This is a genomic window from Micromonospora sp. NBC_00330 (assembly GCF_036136635.1).
GTDB lineage: Bacteria > Actinomycetota > Actinomycetes > Mycobacteriales > Micromonosporaceae > Micromonospora > Micromonospora salmantinae.
In genome coordinates, this window is record NZ_CP108012.1 from 5,480,025 (window position 1) to 5,497,773 (window position 17,749).

A 17,749-nucleotide genomic window follows, 5' to 3' on the forward strand; every position below is an offset into this window, starting at 1 on the left:
GAGACGCACTGACCGACGCCTGGATGCGGACTCGCAAGCGCGCGCCAACCCACCAGCGGACCAGCGATGAACACCCATACCCGCTGGCTGCGGGATAGGTCACTTGCTGACAACCCGGGTACTGTAGCCCTCCGCAGTGTTGGAGGTCACACCCAGGTGGCACCGTGTCGCGATGATCTTCGTCGCTGTGTTATGAAACGAAATCTGATATAGGGCCCCATCCATGCAAAGAAGGCCGCATCCCCAGCAGGGGACGCGGCCTACGCAGCGGAATCGATCAGCGGCCGACCGGCCACACCATCCGTACCTCGGTGCCGATGCCCTCGTCGACCGGGCGCACCTGGAGGTCCTCGACGAAACCGGCGAGCAGCGCGAACCCGACGCCGGTGGTCAACGCCTCATCGGTCAGCGCCTCGTTGGCCAGCTCGTCCGGCGGCAGCGCGGTCAGACCGATGCCAGCCTCGATCGGCGCCCGGTCCACCACCCGCACGGCGTACGAGCCACCGTCGGACATCTCCACCAGCACCGGGTCGGCCAGGCCGTACTGCCGGTGCAGGGCCACCGCGCGCGTGCACGCCTCACCGATGGCCAGGCGCACCTCGTCCAGCAGGTCCTCACGCACCCCGGCCCGCCGGGCGACGGCGACGCCGACCAGCCGGGCGGTGCGCACGTGCACCGGAGCGGGCGAGAAGGAGAGCTTGACTGTCGCCATCACGCGCCGGCGCCCGCCGAGTCGGCGCTGATCGCCGCGTCGACCGTCGGGTGCAGCGGAAACACCTGGTCCAGCGCGGTGATCCGGAAGATCTTGAGCAGCGGTTCCTTGTCGCAGACCAGCGCGAACGAACCGCTCGCCGAGCGGAGCCGCTTGAGCGCGCCGACCAGCACGCCCAGCCCGGTGGAGTCGAGGAAGTCCACCCGACCGAGGTCGACCACCACGTGACGGGCCCCACCGTCGATCAGTTCGAGGAGTCGTTCACGGAGTCGGGGCGCGGTGTAGACGTCCACCTCACCACCGACCTCGAGCACCGTGTGCTCGCCCACGGTGCGGGTCGCCAGTGACAGCTCCATCGGTCCTCCTCGCCAGAGCCGTAAACTCTCGTGGGCATCTAACCACTACCGCCGGGACGGCCTGCGGACGCCAGCGGAGGCTTCCCCTTACCCCGGTGTCCGACTTTTCATCTCCGAACACCAGTGCGAGAGTGCAGGGCGTGACCTCCAACGACTTCAGCTCCGCGCGCGGCACGCCGCGCCACGACCTGGAGTCGTCGTCCGCGGCCACCGTATCCGCTGGTCCCGGCCCCGGGCCAGCGCCGGCCGACCTGCTGCGCCGGCTACGCGCCCGAGGTGCCGCCGACCCGGTCACCCACGTCGAGCGGGTGCCGGCCCGCGCCGGCGTGCCCGCGCCGTGGCCGTCGTGGGCACCGGCGGAGTTGCGCACGGCCTTCACAGGGCGCGGCGTGGTCGCGCCCTGGCAGCACCAGGCCGAGGCGGCCAACCTGGCGTACGAGGGCCAGCACGTGGTCGTCGCCACCGGCACCGCGTCCGGCAAGTCACTGGCGTACCAGCTGCCCGCCCTGGCCACACTGCTCGCCGACCCCCGGGCCACGGTGCTCTACCTGGCGCCGACCAAGGCGCTCGCCGCGGACCAGTTGCGCGCCGTCGCCGCGCTGGAGCTGGAGGGGGTACGCCCCGCCTGCTACGACGGGGACACTCCGCGCACCGAGCGGGAGTGGATCCGCCGGCACTCCCGGTTCGTGCTGACCAACCCGGACATGCTGCACCACGGCATCCTGCCCGGGCACGCCCAATGGTCCGGTTTCCTGCGCCGACTCGCGTACGTGGTGATCGACGAGTGCCACACCTACCGGGGCGTGTTCGGCTCGCACGTCGCACACGTGCTGCGTCGGCTGCGTCGGCAGTGCGCCCGGTTCGGGGCCACCCCGGTGTTCGTGCTCGCCTCGGCCACCTCCGGCGACCCGGCCACCGCGGCCGGACGGCTGACCGGCCTGCCGGTGACAGCGGTCACCGAGGACGCCTCCCCCCGCGGCGGGGTGACCTTCGCGCTCTGGGAACCGCCGCTGCTGCCACCCGACTCGTCGGCCTCTTCCCCGGTGCCGCCACAGGCCACCGGCGAGCACGACGAGCTTCACCAGGTCCGTCGGTCTGCGCTGCGCGAGACCGCTGACCTGCTCGCCGACACTGTCGCCGAGGGGGTACGCACCCTCGCGTTCGTCCGCTCCCGCAAGGGTGCCGAGGTGGTGGCCGCCAACGCGCGTCGAGCGCTGGACGACGCCGTTCCGGGGCTCGGCGACCGGGTGGCCGCCTACCGGGGCGGTTACCTGCGGGAGGAGCGACGCGAGCTGGAACGGGCCCTGCTGCACGGCGACCTGCTCGGCCTGGCCTCCACCAACGCGCTGGAGCTGGGCGTGGACCTGGTCGGGCTCGACGCGGTGCTGATCTGCGGCTACCCGGGCACCCGGGCGTCGCTGTGGCAGCAGGCGGGCCGCGCCGGGCGTTCCGGACAGGAGGCCCTCGCGGTGCTGGTGGCCCGGGACGACCCCCTGGACACCTACCTGGTGCACCACCCGGAGGCGATCTTCGGCGCGCCGGTGGAGGCGACTGTCCTCGACCCGGCCAACCCGTACGTGCTGGCACCGCAGCTGGCCTGCGCTGCGGTGGAGGCACCGCTCACCCCGGCCGACCTGGTGCTGTTCGGCGAGGGGGCGAAGGAGGCGGTCGACGAGCTGGTCGCGGCGGGGGCGCTGCGGCAGCGGCCCACCGGTTGGTACTGGCGGCACCGGGAGCGGCCCGAGGTGGACCTGCGCGGCGAGGGCGGGGCCCCGGTCGCCGTGGTGGAGTCGTCGACCGGCCGGCTGCTCGGCACCGTCGACGGCGGCTCGTCGCACTTCCTGCTGCACTCCGGCGCGGTCTACCTGCACCAGGGCGTCTCGTACGTGGTCGACCAGCTCGACCTGGCCGACGGTTGCGCGCTGGTACGCGCCGAGGAGCCGGACTGGTCCACCCACGCCCGCGACGTCACCGACCTGTCAGTGGTGTCGGTGCGCTCCTACGTGGACGCCGGACCGGTCGGCATGTTCCTCGGCGAGGTGGACGTGACCAGCCAGGTGGTGTCGTACCAGCGGCGGCGGATCGCCACCGGCGAGGTGATCGACACCCGGCCGCTCGACCTGCCCAGCCGGGAGCTGCGCACGGTGGCGGTCTGGTTCACCCTGTCGCCGCAGTCGTTGACCCTCGCCGGGGTCCAGCCGGCCGACGTGCCGGGTGCGCTGCACGCCGCCGAACACGCCGCGATCGGCCTGCTGCCGCTGATGGCCACCTGCGACCGGTGGGACATCGGCGGGCTCTCCACCGCGATGCATCCGGACACCGAGGCGCCGACCGTCTTCGTCTACGACGGGCATCCGGGTGGCGCCGGGTTCGCCGAGCGGGCGTACGGGACGGCGGCGGCATGGCTGCGAGCCACCCGGGACGCGATCGCGGAGTGCGGCTGCGAGGCCGGCTGCCCGTCCTGCGTGCAGTCACCGAAATGCGGCAACGGCAACAATCCTCTCTCCAAGCCGGACGCGATCCGGGTGCTCGACGTGGTGTTGACGAACCTGCCGGACTGAGCGGCTTGCATGAATCGGCATGGCACGGGGCACAATGGTGTGGGAGCGCTTCCATCGATGCCAATGTTGCTGATCGCCCCCCGTGCCCGAGGAGAAGCTGTGGCCGACACCATCGCCGAGACCGTCGACCTGCTTTACACAATCGACCAGGACAATCTCACCCTCGACCAGCAGATCGCGCTGGGGTCGGCACTGGCCGCCCTGGCCCAGGCGGAACGGCTGGAACAGATCAACGAGCGGCTGCGCGGCATCCACCAGGTACTGAACACCTGGTCGCTGCGGGCCGCGACCTCCGTCGACAGTCGCTGAGGTCTTCCGGAGTGATCCTGCTAGGGCACCAGTGATCACTCCGTGCTGGGTAGTCGTCCGGCGACCTCGACGGCTACCCAGCAGCAACTGATCATGGGCAGCAGGGAGGGCGGTGCTTGTCGGGCTGTGCGAGACTCCGGCGCACCAACCCAGAGGAGTACACATGCAGCTCGACAACTTGCAGGGTCAGCACCAGTTCCACATCCGCCAGCGCTTGCGCATGATGGTCAACCAGTACGAGGTCCGGGCGGTCTCCCCCGACGGCACCGAGGGTGAGCTGCTGGCGTTCGCGCAGCAGAAGCGGCTCGCCTTCAAGGAGCAGGTGACCATCTACACGGACGACTCCAAGCAGCAGCCTCTGCTCGGCTTCAAGGCCCGCCAGCGCATCGACCTCGGCGCCACGTACGACGTCACCGACGCGGCCGGCAACCCGATCGGCCTGTTCCGCAAGGACTTCGCCCAGTCGCTGCTGCGGTCCACCTGGCACGTCGAGCAGGGCGGCCTGCCGCAGGTGACGGGCCAGGAGCGCAGCATGCCCGTGGCACTGCTGCGTCGATTCGTCGACTCGCTGTCCTGGCTGCCGTACCACTTCGACTTCACCGCGAACGGCCAGCCGGTCTTCACCGTGGTCAAGAAGTGGGGCCTGCGCGACAAGTACATCGTCGAGGTGCAGAACCCGCAGATCGACCGCCGGCTGGTCATCGCGATGGCCGTCGCCCTCGACGCGCTCCAGGCCCGCTGACACACCCGGCCCGGACCAGGGCGGCGCGGCGACCCTCCACGGCCGCCGGCGCGGCCACCCAATCCTCGGCTGCCGGCCGGGACCTGGACCTCGACCAAGTCCCGGCCGGCGGGCCGTCGGGCCGGGCTCTGCTCTGGCCGCGCCCGGCAGGCCGGCCGTTGGACCGCGCCCAGCCGGGCGGGAGGCCGTTGGACCGCGCTCGGCCGGGCGGGAGGCCGTTGGACCGCATGCCCCGGCCTGCAGGGCGTGCACCCTCCTCAGGCGAGAGGCCATTGGTGGCTCGGCCCTGACGGGTTCCGGTCCCCCTTTGGAGCTGATGTCGTAAACGCATCACCCTTGATGTCGTAACCGATTCAGCTCCACAGCACCCACCAATCCCACCAGGCCCTTGCCTTCTTGAGCAGGCGCCGGCCAGTGAGGGTCAGCCCCGCACCGGGCCGGCGCGGGCGCTCGCCGCGGCCACCCGGGTCAGGCCGGGTAGTGGCGTGAACGCCACCTCGACCGTCACCAGCACGTCCAACCCGTCGAGGTGACAGCCGACCAGCCGGCCATCGTTGCGACCGGCTAGGTCAGCGGCGGACGCGCAGGCCACCGCATCGCCGTCGAGCGCTCGCGCCGCCCCGGCCAGCGCACCGAGGTCGGCTGCTACCGCCGCCCGCTGACTCGCCATTCCGGCGGCGACGATGGCGGCGCCGAACGTCCCGAACACCACGAAGACGATCCCCATCGCCAGCAGCAGGATCGTCGCGCCACCTCGCTGCGGGTCCGGCGGGCCAGCAACGAGCCCTCCTGCAGCCGGTTCTGGAGCGGAGCGGGGTGATGGATCTCTTCGCACTACCAACTCCCCTCGTGCGCGCCCGGTTCGACGGCGGCGACGGCGGTGGCGACCACTGTGATTCGCGGTAGCCGGCCGCCCAACGTCCGGACGGGTGCCCGTACCGTCGCCTGCACCCGGTCGCCGTCGACTGACACCGACACCGCCGCCCCCGGCGGCGCCGCCCGGCCACCCTCCGCGCTGCCGTCGGCGCCCCGGGCGGCGGCGAGCGCAGCCTCCCGGGCCGCGTGCAGGCAGCCCGCCTGTGCGCTGACGGCGTTGACAGCGGTCAGACCGGCCAGCAGGAGCAGGAGCAGCGCCGGCAGGCCGGCCGCCAGTTCGGCGGTGAAGGACCCCCGGTCCCAGCCAACGGTCCGCCGGAGGACGCGAAGTCTCCGCCCGCCGCGTGCCGCCAGCCCGGGAACACTCGACCTTGAATTGCGGCCGGCCCGCCGGCGCTCGATCACTTCAACGCCCGGTCGATGACGGCGGTCAGCGCCGACTGGACGTTGCCGGAGGTCAGCACCTTCAACAGGATCCCGGCGAAGGCGACCGCGGCGAGGGTGCCCACGGCGTACTCGGCCGTGTTCATCCCGGCATCGCCGCGCAGACGAGCGATGAGTTTGCGCATGACTGTTTCCCTTCTCGATGGGTCAGAGCACATCGCCGAGAACGGCGACGATCACCGGCACGAGTCCGGCGAGAATGAACGCCGGCAGGAAGCAGAGCCCCAGCGGCAGAACGATGAGCACACCCGCCCGGCGGGCCGACGCCTCGGCAGCGGTGGCCCGGTCGGCGCGCAGGTCGTCGGCGAGCCGGGTCAGTGCGCCGGCCAGGGCGGCACCACTGTTGGCCGAGCGCAACGCCGCCGCGGTCAGACGCTCCGCGCCGGGCACGCCGTCCAGCGCGGACCATGCCTCCGCTGGGCCGCCACCGAGCAGCAGCGTGCGGCCGACCCGAGCCAACCGGCCGGCGAGCGGTCCGTCCAATGCCTCGGCGACGGCCAACACCGAGCGATCCACCGGAGCGCCCGCCCGCATCGCCGCGGCCAGAAGGTCGGCGGCGAGCGGTAGGTCGGCGGCCTCCTGCTGCCGCCGCCTACGCACAGCGGGCGACTCGATCCGCCGCAACAGGACATCGAGCAGGAACGCGGCCGGGAGAGCGCCGAGCAGCCGAGCCAGCCCTCGACGACGATGGCCACCGCGAGCCCGGCCAGCACCGCCACGAGCCGAATCACGTCCGGCCGCCGCCGCCTGGTTGAGCTGAGCTGGCTCACCGAGCTGGCTCGGCTCGTCGAGATGGGCCGGCCGACTGGGCTGCGTTGGCCGGCCCAACTGCCTTGGCTCCCCGGGCTGCTTTGGCCGGATGGGCCGTGGGCCGTCATCCGGTTCGTCCCGGTGTCGCGCCCAGCCGTTCTGCCCAGAGGAGGCCCACGACCTGAAGGGCGACCGCGACAACCGCGCTAGCGCCGCCGACTGTGCTGTGCAGAAGCACCGCCATGGGGTCGACGCCGATGCCGTACCCGAGCGCGATCCCGCCAACCGGCAGGGCCGCCAGTAGCCAAGCCGTGGCCCGGGCACCGGCCGCCTGGGCCGCCGCCGCGGCCAGACCCCGGTCGGTCGCCCGAGCGTCCGCCTCGATCCGCTCCAGAAGCTCCGCCAGCGGCGCACCGGTCCGGTCTGCCAAGCGCACCGCCGCCGAGGTCAGCTGACGTAGGCGGCTCGCCCCGTCACTTCCGACGGCCGTGACGTCGAGCGCGTGTGGGACGGGCAGGCCGGCCCGTAGGTCCGCCGCGAGGCCGCAGAGCTGGTCCAGCCCTCGTCGTCGTTCCCGTTCGGCGCTCCGGTTTACTCGCCAACGCAGCCCGGCGCGCACGGCCAGCGTGCCGTACCCGGCCATCGCTACCGCGGCCACCGGACCGCCAATCACGGTGCCCACACCGCCGCCGAGCAGACCGACCACCGGCAGCACGCGGGTCGTCGATCGCGAGATGCGCACCGACGGAGGCGTACCCGGCCTTCTGTCGGTCGGGCCGATGCGCCCGTGGGCGCGGCAGTCGGCGATCGCGCACCCGTCGGCCGCCGCCCCGGCGGACGTGTCGCCCCGGCAGCCGGCGTCCAGGTCGCCGTGCCCGTCGGTGGTTGCCGGGCCGGAGACGTCGTTCCGACCGGCCGCGTCCACGCCGCTCACACCGAACGTGACCGTGGTCGCCGATGCGCCCGGCCGTCGTTCGGCATCGAGCATGGCGGGGGCCACTTCGGGGCGGGCGGTGCCGGTCGGGCGTCGGGGATCCCGGCGGGCCGGCGGGCGCGTGGGGCCCTCCGGACGCGTGAACCCGTCTGCCGCTCCTGGCCACCTCGGGCTGCGGGTGACGTCCCGGTCGGGCCAGCCGAGTGCCGTCCGTCTTCCGTTGGCGCCCGCGGTAGTTGCCGACTCGAACCCGATGCCGGCCGGATGACCCAAGGTCGGGGCGGCGCCAGTGCCGTCGGCTGGCCCGTCCGGCGTGCGACCGAGTTCCCTGATCCACTGCACCAGGGCGTCATCCGGATCGACGCCGCCGGCCCTCCGTCCCGGTGCCAGCACGCGACGTCGGCGGGTCCGAATGCTTTGTACGGGCCACGCCACCAGGGCAGCAGCGACCAGGAGCAGCGCCGCCACCAGCATCGTCTCGGCGGTCATGCCGGACCCGCCGATCCGGGCCAGGGCTCGCTGAGGATGGGCGGCACCGCCACCCCACGCTCCCGCAGCAGCGCCCCGAGAGCACGGGCGGCGAGACCGAGCCCGGTGCCGCGCACCCAGGCGGGCACCACTGTCACCATCCGTTCGGGCCCCTCGGGCAGCAGCAGGCAGACCGACTCCAGGACGCGACCCCGGTCGCTGCGTCGCACCTGGAACAGCACCTGCAACGCGGCGGCCACCTGGGCGTGCAGCGCGGCGCGAGGCAGCCCACCCAACATGCCCAGGGCCTCCAACCGGGCCGGCACGTCCGACGGCGTGTTGGCGTGCAGGGTGCCGGCACCCCCGTCATGGCCGGTGTTGAGCGCGGCCAGCAGTGCCAGTGACATTGTTTCAAACCCCGGCGTACGATCCGGCCGTGGAGATGAAACGCGCCGCCATCTACTGCCGAATCAGCCGAGACAAGGAAGGCCGTGAGCTGGGCGTAGCCCGTCAGCGGCAGGACTGTGAGGCCCTCGCCCAGCGGCTCGGCTGGGATGTGCTGGAAGTGTTTGTAGACAACGACATCAGCGCGTCCACCCGTTCAACCAAACCACGTCCCGGCTTCGAGGACATGATCCGGCGCGTTGAGGCAGGCGAGTTCAACGCGATCTTGTCCTACTCGACCTCGCGCCTCACCCGTCGTCCGATGGAACACGAGCGGCTGATCCCGCTCTTCAAGGAACGCAAGATTCCTATCTCCACGGTCAAGGCTGGCGACATCGACTACACCACCGCCAGGGGTCGTAGCCGTGCCCGTGATGACGCCCGACGCGACGCGGAGGAAGCGGAGGAGATATCGGAGCGGGTGTCCCGAGCTGCGCAACAGCGGGCAGAGAACGGCGAGTGGCACGGCGGTACGCAACCGTTCGGCTTCCTGGCGATCAAGGAGGTAGTCAAAGGCCGGGAGCGTGTGGTCGATCTCCGCCCACACCCCGAACATGCCGCCTGGGTGAAGGACGCGATCGATCGTCTGCTGGCTGGCGAGTCGCTGTACGGCATCTGTACCGACTGGAATCGTCAGGGCCGGCGCACGGGCTGGAAGCAATACGCTCGGACTGAGTCCGGCGGGTTTGTTCGGGACGACAGAGGCAGACGCGTCAAGGCCGACGAGGAGTCGGCCTGGCACCCCCGGACCTTGAAACGGGTGGTCACCTCCCCCACGATCGCTGGCTACCGGGAACTCGACGGGCAGCTCTACGAGGCGACGTGGAAGGCGATCGTTGACCGCGAGGACTGGGAGCGGGTCTGCACTCTGCTCGCCGCACCCGAGCGAAAGCTACGAGGGTTCAACAACGGCAACGCCAGGAAGTACTCCCTGTCGGGCCTGGTGTTTTGCGCCGGAGTGCGACACGACGAGTGCGACCACCCGAAGGAGGATCAGGCCGACTGTCGTGATGGCAAGCCCTGCGGACGAGTCATGGTGTCGATGACCAGCACCCGAGTTGTGCGCGGTACGCGGGTACGCCGGGTGTCGTTCGTCTGCAACCAGTTGGCTACCGGCGGCTGCGGCAGCATGAGGATCGAGATGGCGCACTTGGAGAGATACATCTTTGAGCAGGTGTTTCATGCCGCTGACTCTCCCGAGCTGCGTACCGCCATGTCTGCGCAGGCCGACGACATCGACGAGGCCGAACAAGCCTTGCGCAAGTCGATCGGTGACGGAGAACGCTTACTTGAACGGGTCGAGGACGAGTACGACGCAGAAGAGATCACGAAGATCGAATACCGCCGACGCCGATCCAAGATCATAAAGCAGGTAGACGCCGACCGGGCAGCGCTCGCCAAGACGACCCGTGCGCGTGTCCACACCCGCCTGCCGTCCGGCACCGAGCTGCGCAAGGTGTGGAACGACAAGGACAACACCTGGAAGCGCACCATCATCGGCTCGGTCATCGAGCGCATCGACGTGTCCCGGCACCCGGCAGGTGTGGCAACCAACCTGACCCCGACCCGAGACGAAGACCCGGGGGCGTTCAGTCAGCGGCTGGACCTACACCGCCGGCAGGTACTTGGCCAGCGGGTCGACGTGCAGTGGTGGGCGTAAGCCTACCTTCGGCGCTTCGCTCGCTTGAGCACCGCAAGTTGCATATGAAGACTGGCCGCACTCTTCATGGCGAGAACCTTACCCCAGAGCAATTTGAAAGGGTCAGACAAAACCCAGAGATACGACCAGGTCAGACTAAGTAAACTCTGCTCCTTGTCATCAAACTCGACTATTCGCTCAGGGGGCAGCCCTCCTTCCCTTCTCCATTGAAGTCCAAAACCATCATAGAATTCTGCGGCGCAGGCCACATGGTCGAGACCCACCGTCTCCGCCGAGTATGTATCTAGAAAATTCAACCTCCCGCGATGCGTCTGCCCCGGCTCGAGAACGTGAAGGGTTTGTAGCTCCTCGTCACCCTCAAAGATGACTCCGGTCGCCGCATAGTTAGCGACGATCCACGCCTTTAAGTCGAAAATGGGGGCTGAGCTGTGGTTTGCCACATACCAAAAGGCACCGCGGACCTCATCGCCCCGGACATCCAGTTCTGCAACGCCGCAGACAATCAACCGAGCTTGAGCAGCTTCACCGTCTCGCTGCTCCTCGCGTCGCACCCGGATCTCATGACGGAACAGCAGGCCCGTGAAGATCACGGCAGCCGTGGACATCACCAGACCAGCCAGGCTCCCCCACGCCTGCATCCAGTCGGTGATCTTCGGAGCCTCAGCAGCAAGCACCCGGCCAGGGTAGGACCTCGATGCGACACCCCCTGATCACGCGACAGCCCATGGTTTGGCAGGCGTGAGCTGCGTCACAAACGTTTCGTATCGGGGGGTCTGATGGTGTCTAGGGTCGGGAGTCATGATTGATGAGTCGATGTTCGAGGGCCGTCCGCTGTACTTCTGCTTGAAGAACCGTGGACTACGGTTGGTCGTGACCACTGAGGATGGCGCACCTAAGGAATTCAAGCGGTCAGGTGGTGCAGCGCAACCACACGACACGTTCACCTTCAAGGGCGACACCTTCCGCCGCATTGACGGTTCCTCCACCTCTTTTTCGTACTGGTTGAATGACGCGCTGATCGACACCCCCCGTGGACGGAAAGTCATGCGCAACCTCACCGGCTCCCTACCCAGCGTGTGGGTGGCGGCGTGATCCCGGTAGTTGGAGGCCAAGTCTCCGGCAGTTGGGAAGGGTATTAGGGACTGGCCGGGAGTCGTCTTACGTTGGCTTCGCTCCACTACGGAGCGTGACGACCACGGAGGACACCATGACGGAGCCGACCCCCGCCAAGACCATCACCGCGAAGGCCACCGAAGCTGCCACCCGCAAGACCCCGGCCAAGAGGGCCACCGCGGCTAAGCCGGATTTCGCACCGACGGTCGCTGAGAACGGCCGCTTGAACCACGCGGAGTGTGGACACCCCCGCGACCTCAAGGGCCGAGCTGCGTGCCGGGCCAACCACACGAAGGCTGCTGAGCAAGCCGCCAAATAACCCGCGCGAAAGGCCCCGGCCGGAGTTTACCTCTCCGCGTCCGGGGCCTTGATCCATTCGGAAGGAAGTGGACCAATGACCACCCAACAAGAGCCCGACATGCTGGCCGCGTTCGATCGATTCAAGGTGCAGGTTGACCGGGCGCACGAGGCGGCGAGGGATCGCCTGGCGCACAACGACTTCGTCCAGGCACGGGCGTTGCTCGCTCGCATCGGCCAGTCCCACGCCAAAGCGGCGCTGCTCCTAGGGAAGGTCACTCCCCCGTGCATCGCCTGCGGCAAGGACAAGCACGACGGGACCGAGGATCACGGCCTGATCCGTACTGACACCCTGGGCGACTGATGCGGACGATGGTCGCCTACGTCCGGCGGTCCAAGAAGAACCGCAAGCGCCCGGACGATCCGGCGTATGGCATCGAGGCGCAGCGCACGGCCATCCGCAACGCTGCCACTGCGAACGACTGGCACCTGGTGTGGGCGCCTGCCGACGATGGCGCTACTGGTGCTCACACCCGCCGGGAGGGTCTGACGTGGGCTCTGGCCCAACTCGCGGCCGGGCAGGCAGACGGCCTGGTGATCGCCAAGCTCAATCGGCTGTCGCGGTCGGTGGCGGACTTTGCCCAGGTGCTACGCCTGGCGAAGAAACAACGATGGTCCGTCGTGGCGCTGGATCTCGGCATCGACACGTCTACAGTCAACGGTCGTTTAGTGGCCAACATCGTCATGAGCGTTGCCGAGTGGGAGCGCGAGATCATCAGTCAGCGGACCGTGGAAGCCCTCGCGGAAGCGAAGGAGTCCGGCGTCAAGCTGGGGCGACCCATCCTCGTCCCCAAGCCCGTAATCCGGCGCATCCGTCGACTGCGCTCCAAGGACCACACGCTCCGGGCCATCGCTGACCAGCTCAACGCCGATCGGGTGCCGACCGCGCACGGTGGCGACCGGTGGCACAGCTCAACGGTCCGAGGCGTTCTCGGTCGGTCCGGAGGCGACCCCAATGCGCGGACCCGGCCACCGGCACCCGCCGGTACGGCTTAGGCCGTCACGCGACGGCTGGGAGCCCTTTTCCGCCCCGGTTGCCCAACCACCACGGGTGCCGGGGCGGATCGCAGCCCGGCCTTCATGACGAAGATCGACCGTCGAGCGACGGCGTCGCCCCGGTCGTTGATCTCGTATCCGTCGAGCCACACCCACCCGTCGTAGGTGATCCAGTCGAGCTGGCGGATGACCCGGAACTTGATGGGGCGCATGAACTGCACGCTGGCCGCTCGGTCAATGATCAGCAGGTCGCCGGCCTTCACGCCAACCACCCGAGGAACCGGCGACGCAAGGCACCCTCCGGAGCCCAGGACATGTCCTGCGTTGCTGCCACCAGGTGCGACCTCATGTAGATCCGGAGGGCTACCGGCGAAGCGGCGTACTCATCAAGCAGCTCAACGCGGCGTGTGGCACAGGGCCAGGGGCGCTGGCAGATTTCGCACAGCCACAGCGGGACGACCGGCCCGTGCGCGGTCATCAGCTCTCACCTGGCCAGTGACCCCGGTTGATCGGGATCTTGTGTCTGGCCCGACACGGCAGTTCGTTCCCGCACTTGCAGACGGTCCGCCACTTGATCCACGACCACACCGGCTTGTGCCTCCGGGCCAGGGTCATGGCTACTGCCGTCAGATGCTCCGCAAAAGTGACACGTCGGGTCATGCACCCACGGTCGTCGCCACGGTCGGATTAGTCAACTGGCAATAGCCGAAAGGAAAGGGCGAGTCGCCTTACGTTCGGGCTATGGACCGAGGGCCAGGTCAGCTCATGGGGCCGTATGAGATCGCGGAGCGCCTGGGCGTCTCGCGGCAGCGGTTCCAGCAGCTCGCCCGGTACCCCACCTTCCCGAAGCCGTACCAGGAGCTGCGGGGCACGAAGGTCTGGTTGGCCGAGGACGTCGAGGCGTGGATCAAGCAGTACCGCCAGCCTCGGCCCATCGACGAGGACGAAGCCCCAGCCTGAGCGCAGCCGGTAACGCAACCCCAGGGTCGTGCACGGTCAGCCCGATTCTGCGGCAAGAGGTAGCTCGGGGGAGGGATCCTTGAAACTGCCAGAGTTGGATGCCACGGATTACGCCGCCATCGGCAGCTACCTCGCCATCCTTGTTGGCGGATTCTTGGCCTGGCGGCAACTACGGCACGCCCAGAGAGTCCATCGCGAGCAGACTCGCCCTTACGTCATCGTGGACTTTGAGTTTCAGAACATCTATGTCTACCTATCGATTCAGAACATCGGTTCAACCATCGCCCGCGACGTTCGGATCACCTTCGATAAAGAGCTCGAATCATCTACCGGCAGAGGTAGTGCAATCAACGACTCTCCCGTGTTCCGGGATGAGATACCGATGATCGCGCCAGGTAGGAAGATCAGTGTCATGTTCGACAACTACAACAGGAGGGCGGAGAGCAAGGAACTACCCATGCAATACACGGTCAACCTTACGTATAGGGACACCGACGGCAAGCGCTACAAAGATCCACCGTATCCCCTTGATCTCGCGATGTACGAGGGCTCGTCGATAGCTCCCAAGGGCCTGGTTGAGCTGGTCAAGGCAGTTGAAGGCGTCCGGGACACGATGAACAAGTGGACCAACCACACGAGCGGTCTTCTCGTTCATGGCATCGACCATGACCTGCACACCAGGCGCGATCTACGTCCTCTCATTCGCGAGCAGGGCGCACGCGTCAGAAAGAACGAGGGCATTAGGGCGTACGGTCGGTGGTTGGTAGATCGGCAGCTGCGTAGGTACGGCTGGAAGCGGTAATCAGCGCCTTCACCCGAGCATCGGTGGCGGGGCATGGTCACTGACCGTCACCACACCCGCCTACCGCAAACGTCCGTCGACTGATCAGCCGGCGTTGCGAAGCACCAGCCGCTGGCCCTGGCTGATCACGGATGCCCACTCGCTCAGACGGGGCTCACCGAGGGGCTCGCCGCCGGCTGCACGCCACCGCGTAGCCAGGGCCTCCTTCACGACATCAACGAGTTGTCCGCCGTACTCTTCGAAGACCGAGTCAAGCACCGGCTGCATCTCGTTGTTGAAGTTGTCGACCGCCTGTCGCCCGATCCGGTTAAGGGCGTTTTGGTTGATCTCGAAGCGTGCCAAGGTGGCCTCCGTTCGTAGGTGGAACTCCTGTTTGGAGCCAACCCACCTACTACGCGAGGAATTCCTCAAGTCGAGACAATCAGCGTCGCCACCGGTAGAGCTCCGCTACCGCCCTGATGATGGCGGGCCGGTCTCTGGGGTCAGCACCCCGCAGGGCCATAGCGGTAATAATGATCTTTCCCGCGACAGGCACACCGACGATGGCAGCCGCTACCCACGAACTTGCGGCGAGAGCCGGCTCAAGGTTTGCGAGCCCCACGATCGCTTCTCCTCGCTTCAGACCGAGCGAGGCACGCAGGACTCAGCTCGGCCACGACAGGCCAAAGGCTGAGGCCCCGCGCCGACTGCGCAGAATCCCAGGTGTTTCTCTGGCCCTCATCAGTTTCAGCAGAGTCTTTTGGGGTCGCATCTCGTCGGTCGTCGGCACTGAGGAGATGCTGATTCGGGGGCGGGCCAGACGCCGTCCACCAGGGACGGACACTTGTCGCGAGCGTAGCGGACCAACGCAAGGGAGTGCCACCACGGCGAGGACGGCCTCCCGCGCATGCCGGTGTGTCGGGCGGTGGCGACCACACGCCGCCACAGTTAGCGCCGTCCTCTCCTGCGCTGCCTCTCCGGCATCACGGGCACGAGGTCGCTACCCGGCTCTTCGACATGAAGGGCCTGGGCATTCAGCGGACGCAGCTCTGCTAGCCCTTCAAGGATGTCGCGGCGATCGCTGGGCGCGCTGTCGCGGAGAGCCATCTCTACCAACGCTCGGTCTCGGTCAGCACGGATCTTCCCGCGGACCAGACGGAACGCCAGCGAGGAAACAACAGCAATAGCGCCAGGGAGCGCCACCCAGAGCCCCGGTTCTACGAGCCCCACGATCTCGCCTCTCACTCATCTGGTCGAGAGACGTCTGCCTAGGGCACGGTTCAGCTCGACCAGTTCATCGACTGGTGAACCGAGTCGTTCCCAAGCGACTCGCCATCGGACGGCCCTCGCGGGCAGGCCCGGCCTTGCCATCGCACAGAGTGCGGTTGCTCGTGTGTCAGCGCTGCTACGTACCATGCAGCGTAAACGACCCGTACGACGCCGTGCCAGCGCGACACGAGGCCAGCACGAAGTTCCCTCAGGTCGCCCCAGATACGCGAACGCGGCCCGGCGGCACGTCGGCACCGACCAAACCGCATCACCGGCCTTAAAAGACCCTCCCCTCATCGTGCGCGTCATAGAGGTACTGGGGCATCCGGTCCTCGTCGTCTACTAGCTCTGGCGGGATGTCGGGATCTTTGAGCCGCACAGGCGGCTGGGGGTCTTGTTCGGGTCCGATTCGCTGCTTCGCCGTGGTGAGCGCGGCGTCGAGCATCGCCAGGAGGTCGGCCGGAGTTTCCGGGTTGGTCGCCAACGCGAGCAGTACTTGGCTCAGGACTTCCGGTCGCGGCTTGAGGGCGGAAAGCGTCGCCTCTTTGAGCCTTCGCAACGCCTCAGCTTCAATCTGTCCCGTCAACCATGAAGGCGCCCGACCACAAATCGAACCTCTACTGTTCCGCGGCCTACCCTTGGAAAGCTCCTCGTCGTCCCATTCGGACACGGGCTTGTACCCAGCCGCCATCAGCATCGGAAGGTCGCGTTCGGGGTTATTGCCCCGCCGCAACCGCCGAAGAATCTGTTTGCGGTAGCGCGACAGTTCCCGCTTAGACACACCACACCTCCTGCGTGCGAGGGGAGGACCGAGCCGCGAGAGAGTGAGCGGCCCGATCCTCCCTGGTCGTGATCAGTTCCCTTGTTCCTGAACTTGGCGGACGTAGTCGCCCAAGGTGCGGCCGGAGTTCGCCATGACGGCAAACCGCCCACTCAGGTCCGCCTCTACCTCGACCTGAAACTCATGCAACGGCTTGGCGCGGAGGTCAGCGAGTTGGTCGTCGTCCTCGATCAGTGACCGGTGGAGGTCAGACAGGCGGCCGTGCTCGGCGACGAAGTTCCGCATCTTGCCCTCGGCCTCCTGGGGCGTGATGCGTCCCTCCTCCAGGTCCGTCTTGATCTTCCGAAGCTCCTTCGGGGCATGCTTCCGTGCCTGGTAGACCAGCTCGTCGTGAGACTCATCGCGAGTCTCGATGCCAGCCAGGTACTGCTTCTTCCTCCGGACCCGCCACTCCTTCCGAGCAGCCGCATAGGCGCGTTCCACGATCTCCCTGTCAACGGCGTTAAGCTCCGTCCGATCGATTTCTGTCCGCATGTCAGCGAGTCGCGTGACGTTGAGGTTCATCAGTAGCTCCCGTGAGAAGAAGGCGCCTGCCGGTCGGTGTCGACGTGCGCTGTGTGGTCAGTCGTCTCGGTCTGGTAGATCGCTCGTAGGGTTTCCGAGGCGGTCGGCTCGTGTGGGTAGGGCTGCATCAGTCCGGCCACACCACCGAACTCGCTTTCGTCCGTGCGGTCCACGAGCGAAGACAGGTGGTCGCTCGCCGACTGGTAGAGGTTCATTGAGCCCCCATCACCGGGAACCGCTTCGCCAGGTCCACGGCTTGCTCCTCGCTATCGGCGCGCTCCTCAGCCGGTTCTCCCGCAGACCGGTACGCCTGCCGAGCCTTCGCCTGCAAGATCGCGTCCTCCACCTCGCTGATCGTGCGATGAAACAGACCCAGCGCGTTTACACGCCCCTCTTCGTTAGCCCTCACATGCGGCATTCTTCGACCCTTCGTCAATTGTGCGTCCTTCCCATTCCTTGTCCACCAGCCAGCGAACAGTTCCCGCCAAGGAATCCGAACGTTTCGCGGCAAGGCTTCCAAGTCGATATCGCTGCGCCTCCGACATCGAGACATCCAGCGATACCGGGAACTCCGGCAGCTTTCCCCGAGCGCCCATCGCGCCCCTTTCGGTCCGTCGAAAACGTTCCGGGGACCATTTTGCCGCATGTTCGGGGAGTTTGATTTAGGAGCCA

Annotated in this window: 23 protein-coding genes and 2 pseudogenes; 10 read left to right on the forward strand and 15 right to left on the reverse strand. The window is 67.8% G+C overall.

Features of this window, described 5'->3' with window-relative positions; all coding sequences use genetic code 11:
* Positions 1-277 precede the first annotated feature (277 nt).
* Positions 278-715, reverse strand: coding sequence for an ATP-binding protein (locus tag OG598_RS24820; protein WP_238684776.1), 438 nt, complete (start codon positions 713-715; stop codon positions 278-280).
* A complete protein-coding gene (locus tag OG598_RS24825; RefSeq protein WP_091395433.1) occupies positions 712-1,068 on the reverse strand; it encodes an STAS domain-containing protein in 357 nt (118 codons plus the stop codon). The genes OG598_RS24820 and OG598_RS24825 overlap by 4 nt, the downstream gene beginning before the upstream one ends.
* Positions 1,069-1,256: 188 nt before the next feature.
* Between OG598_RS24825 and OG598_RS24830 the strand changes: the two genes are divergently transcribed.
* From OG598_RS24830 to OG598_RS24840, 3 genes are all read left to right on the forward strand, one after another.
* Positions 1,257-3,629: a DEAD/DEAH box helicase gene (locus OG598_RS24830; RefSeq protein ID WP_442931531.1), complete on the forward strand. Its 2,373-nt coding sequence runs from the start codon at positions 1,257-1,259 to the stop codon at positions 3,627-3,629.
* 99 nt (positions 3,630-3,728) lie between these two features.
* Positions 3,729-3,938: a hypothetical protein gene (locus OG598_RS24835; RefSeq protein WP_328651309.1), complete on the forward strand. Its 210-nt coding sequence runs from the start codon at positions 3,729-3,731 to the stop codon at positions 3,936-3,938.
* A 163-nt stretch (positions 3,939-4,101) separates the two neighbouring features.
* Positions 4,102-4,680 (forward strand): hypothetical protein, encoded by a 579-nt coding sequence (locus OG598_RS24840; RefSeq protein WP_091395469.1) that lies wholly within the window; start codon positions 4,102-4,104, stop codon positions 4,678-4,680.
* Positions 4,681-5,101: 421 nt separating this feature from the next.
* Here the strand turns inward: OG598_RS24840 and OG598_RS24845 are convergent, their stop codons facing one another.
* The 6 genes and pseudogenes from OG598_RS24845 to OG598_RS24870 all read right to left on the reverse strand — a co-directional run.
* Positions 5,102-5,521 (reverse strand): Rv3654c family TadE-like protein, encoded by a 420-nt coding sequence (locus OG598_RS24845; protein WP_442931366.1) that lies wholly within the window; start codon positions 5,519-5,521, stop codon positions 5,102-5,104.
* Entirely contained in the window at positions 5,515-5,910 is a 396-nt protein-coding gene (locus OG598_RS24850; RefSeq protein WP_328655425.1) for a TadE family type IV pilus minor pilin, read from the reverse strand. Before OG598_RS24850 ends, OG598_RS24845 begins: the two co-directional genes overlap by 7 nt.
* A 47-nt stretch (positions 5,911-5,957) precedes the next feature.
* Positions 5,958-6,125, reverse strand: coding sequence for a DUF4244 domain-containing protein (locus OG598_RS24855; RefSeq protein ID WP_081883916.1), 168 nt, complete (start codon positions 6,123-6,125; stop codon positions 5,958-5,960).
* A 22-nt stretch (positions 6,126-6,147) separates the two neighbouring features.
* A pseudogene (locus tag OG598_RS24860) lies at positions 6,148-6,794 on the reverse strand (type II secretion system F family protein).
* Between the two features lie 80 nt (positions 6,795-6,874).
* Positions 6,875-7,738 carry a type II secretion system F family protein gene (locus tag OG598_RS24865; RefSeq protein WP_442931367.1) on the reverse strand — a complete coding sequence of 288 codons (864 nt, stop codon included), beginning with the start codon at positions 7,736-7,738 and terminating at the stop codon, positions 6,875-6,877.
* 431 nt (positions 7,739-8,169) lie between these two features.
* A pseudogene (locus OG598_RS24870) lies at positions 8,170-8,607 on the reverse strand (ATPase, T2SS/T4P/T4SS family); the annotation flags it as partial.
* Here OG598_RS24870 and OG598_RS24875 point away from each other — a divergent pair.
* Positions 8,595-10,256, forward strand: a complete 1,662-nt coding sequence (locus OG598_RS24875; protein ID WP_328655427.1) for a recombinase family protein — start codon at positions 8,595-8,597, stop codon at positions 10,254-10,256. The pseudogene OG598_RS24870 and the gene OG598_RS24875 sit on opposite strands and share 13 nt — an antisense overlap.
* Before the next feature lie 2 nt (positions 10,257-10,258).
* Here the strand turns inward: OG598_RS24875 and OG598_RS24880 are convergent, their stop codons facing one another.
* A complete protein-coding gene (locus OG598_RS24880) occupies positions 10,259-10,930 on the reverse strand; it encodes a hypothetical protein (RefSeq protein WP_328651310.1) in 672 nt (223 codons plus the stop codon).
* A gap of 124 nt (positions 10,931-11,054) precedes the next feature.
* Here OG598_RS24880 and OG598_RS24885 point away from each other — a divergent pair, with 124 nt between their 5' ends.
* The 4 genes from OG598_RS24885 (at position 11,055) to OG598_RS24900 (ending at position 12,722) form a co-directional block, all read left to right on the forward strand.
* Positions 11,055-11,348: a hypothetical protein gene (locus OG598_RS24885; RefSeq protein ID WP_328651311.1), complete on the forward strand. Its 294-nt coding sequence runs from the start codon at positions 11,055-11,057 to the stop codon at positions 11,346-11,348.
* 94 nt (positions 11,349-11,442) lie between these two features.
* Positions 11,443-11,688, forward strand: a complete 246-nt coding sequence (locus tag OG598_RS24890; RefSeq protein ID WP_328651312.1) for a hypothetical protein — start codon at positions 11,443-11,445, stop codon at positions 11,686-11,688.
* A gap of 75 nt (positions 11,689-11,763) precedes the next feature.
* The gene (locus tag OG598_RS24895) at positions 11,764-12,030 is read left to right on the forward strand and encodes a hypothetical protein (RefSeq protein WP_328651313.1); all 267 of its coding nucleotides are present in this window, start codon (positions 11,764-11,766) and stop codon (positions 12,028-12,030) included.
* Between the two features lie 8 nt (positions 12,031-12,038).
* Entirely contained in the window at positions 12,039-12,722 is a 684-nt protein-coding gene (locus OG598_RS24900; protein ID WP_328651314.1) for a recombinase family protein, read from the forward strand.
* Here the strand turns inward: OG598_RS24900 and OG598_RS24905 are convergent.
* Entirely contained in the window at positions 12,719-12,934 is a 216-nt protein-coding gene (locus OG598_RS24905; RefSeq protein ID WP_328655428.1) for a hypothetical protein, read from the reverse strand. The genes OG598_RS24900 and OG598_RS24905 overlap by 4 nt on opposite strands.
* Before the next feature lie 529 nt (positions 12,935-13,463).
* On the opposite strand from OG598_RS24905, the gene OG598_RS24910 reads away from it, so the two are divergent.
* Together OG598_RS24910 and OG598_RS24915 are read left to right on the forward strand one after the other, a co-directional pair.
* Complete coding sequence (locus tag OG598_RS24910) at positions 13,464-13,682, forward strand: helix-turn-helix transcriptional regulator (RefSeq protein WP_328651315.1); 219 nt, start codon at positions 13,464-13,466, stop codon at positions 13,680-13,682.
* 79 nt (positions 13,683-13,761) lie between these two features.
* Positions 13,762-14,484 (forward strand): hypothetical protein, encoded by a 723-nt coding sequence (locus OG598_RS24915; RefSeq protein WP_328651316.1) that lies wholly within the window; start codon positions 13,762-13,764, stop codon positions 14,482-14,484.
* Between the two features lie 84 nt (positions 14,485-14,568).
* On the opposite strand, the gene OG598_RS24920 is transcribed toward OG598_RS24915, so the two are convergent.
* From OG598_RS24920 to OG598_RS24940, 5 genes are all read right to left on the reverse strand, one after another.
* A complete protein-coding gene (locus OG598_RS24920; RefSeq protein WP_328651317.1) occupies positions 14,569-14,826 on the reverse strand; it encodes a hypothetical protein in 258 nt (85 codons plus the stop codon).
* A gap of 1,183 nt (positions 14,827-16,009) precedes the next feature.
* Entirely contained in the window at positions 16,010-16,513 is a 504-nt protein-coding gene (locus tag OG598_RS24925) for a hypothetical protein (RefSeq protein ID WP_328651318.1), read from the reverse strand.
* Between the two features lie 72 nt (positions 16,514-16,585).
* The gene (locus OG598_RS24930) at positions 16,586-17,077 is read right to left on the reverse strand and encodes a hypothetical protein (RefSeq protein ID WP_328651319.1); all 492 of its coding nucleotides are present in this window, start codon (positions 17,075-17,077) and stop codon (positions 16,586-16,588) included.
* The gene (locus OG598_RS24935) at positions 17,077-17,292 is read right to left on the reverse strand and encodes a hypothetical protein (protein ID WP_328651320.1); all 216 of its coding nucleotides are present in this window, start codon (positions 17,290-17,292) and stop codon (positions 17,077-17,079) included. Before OG598_RS24935 ends, OG598_RS24930 begins: the two co-directional genes overlap by 1 nt.
* On the reverse strand, positions 17,289-17,486 hold the full coding sequence (locus tag OG598_RS24940) for a hypothetical protein (RefSeq protein ID WP_328651321.1): 198 nt from the start codon (positions 17,484-17,486) through the stop codon (positions 17,289-17,291). The genes OG598_RS24935 and OG598_RS24940 overlap by 4 nt, the downstream gene beginning before the upstream one ends.
* Positions 17,487-17,749: the final 263 nt, after the last annotated feature.

Bases quoted from the DNA above. Each gene is read 5' to 3' on its own strand.
- OG598_RS24825 (WP_091395433.1), bottom strand. From the start codon at position 1,068: ATGGAGCTGTCACTGGCGACCCGCACCGTGGGCGAGCACACGGTGCTC.
- OG598_RS24840 (WP_091395469.1), top strand. From the start codon at position 4,102: ATGCAGCTCGACAACTTGCAGGGTCAGCACCAGTTCCACATCCGCCAG.
- OG598_RS24855 (WP_081883916.1), bottom strand. From the start codon at position 6,125: ATGCGCAAACTCATCGCTCGTCTGCGCGGCGATGCCGGGATGAACACG.
- OG598_RS24865 (WP_442931367.1), bottom strand. From the start codon at position 7,738: ATGCTCGATGCCGAACGACGGCCGGGCGCATCGGCGACCACGGTCACG.
- OG598_RS24875 (WP_328655427.1), top strand. From the start codon at position 8,595: ATGAAACGCGCCGCCATCTACTGCCGAATCAGCCGAGACAAGGAAGGC.
- OG598_RS24885 (WP_328651311.1), top strand. From the start codon at position 11,055: ATGATTGATGAGTCGATGTTCGAGGGCCGTCCGCTGTACTTCTGCTTG.
- OG598_RS24895 (WP_328651313.1), top strand. From the start codon at position 11,764: ATGACCACCCAACAAGAGCCCGACATGCTGGCCGCGTTCGATCGATTC.
- OG598_RS24900 (WP_328651314.1), top strand. From the start codon at position 12,039: ATGGTCGCCTACGTCCGGCGGTCCAAGAAGAACCGCAAGCGCCCGGAC.
- OG598_RS24905 (WP_328655428.1), bottom strand. From the start codon at position 12,934: ATGCGCCCCATCAAGTTCCGGGTCATCCGCCAGCTCGACTGGATCACC.
- OG598_RS24910 (WP_328651315.1), top strand. From the start codon at position 13,464: ATGGACCGAGGGCCAGGTCAGCTCATGGGGCCGTATGAGATCGCGGAG.
- OG598_RS24930 (WP_328651319.1), bottom strand. From the start codon at position 17,077: ATGAACCTCAACGTCACGCGACTCGCTGACATGCGGACAGAAATCGAT.
- OG598_RS24935 (WP_328651320.1), bottom strand. From the start codon at position 17,292: ATGAACCTCTACCAGTCGGCGAGCGACCACCTGTCTTCGCTCGTGGAC.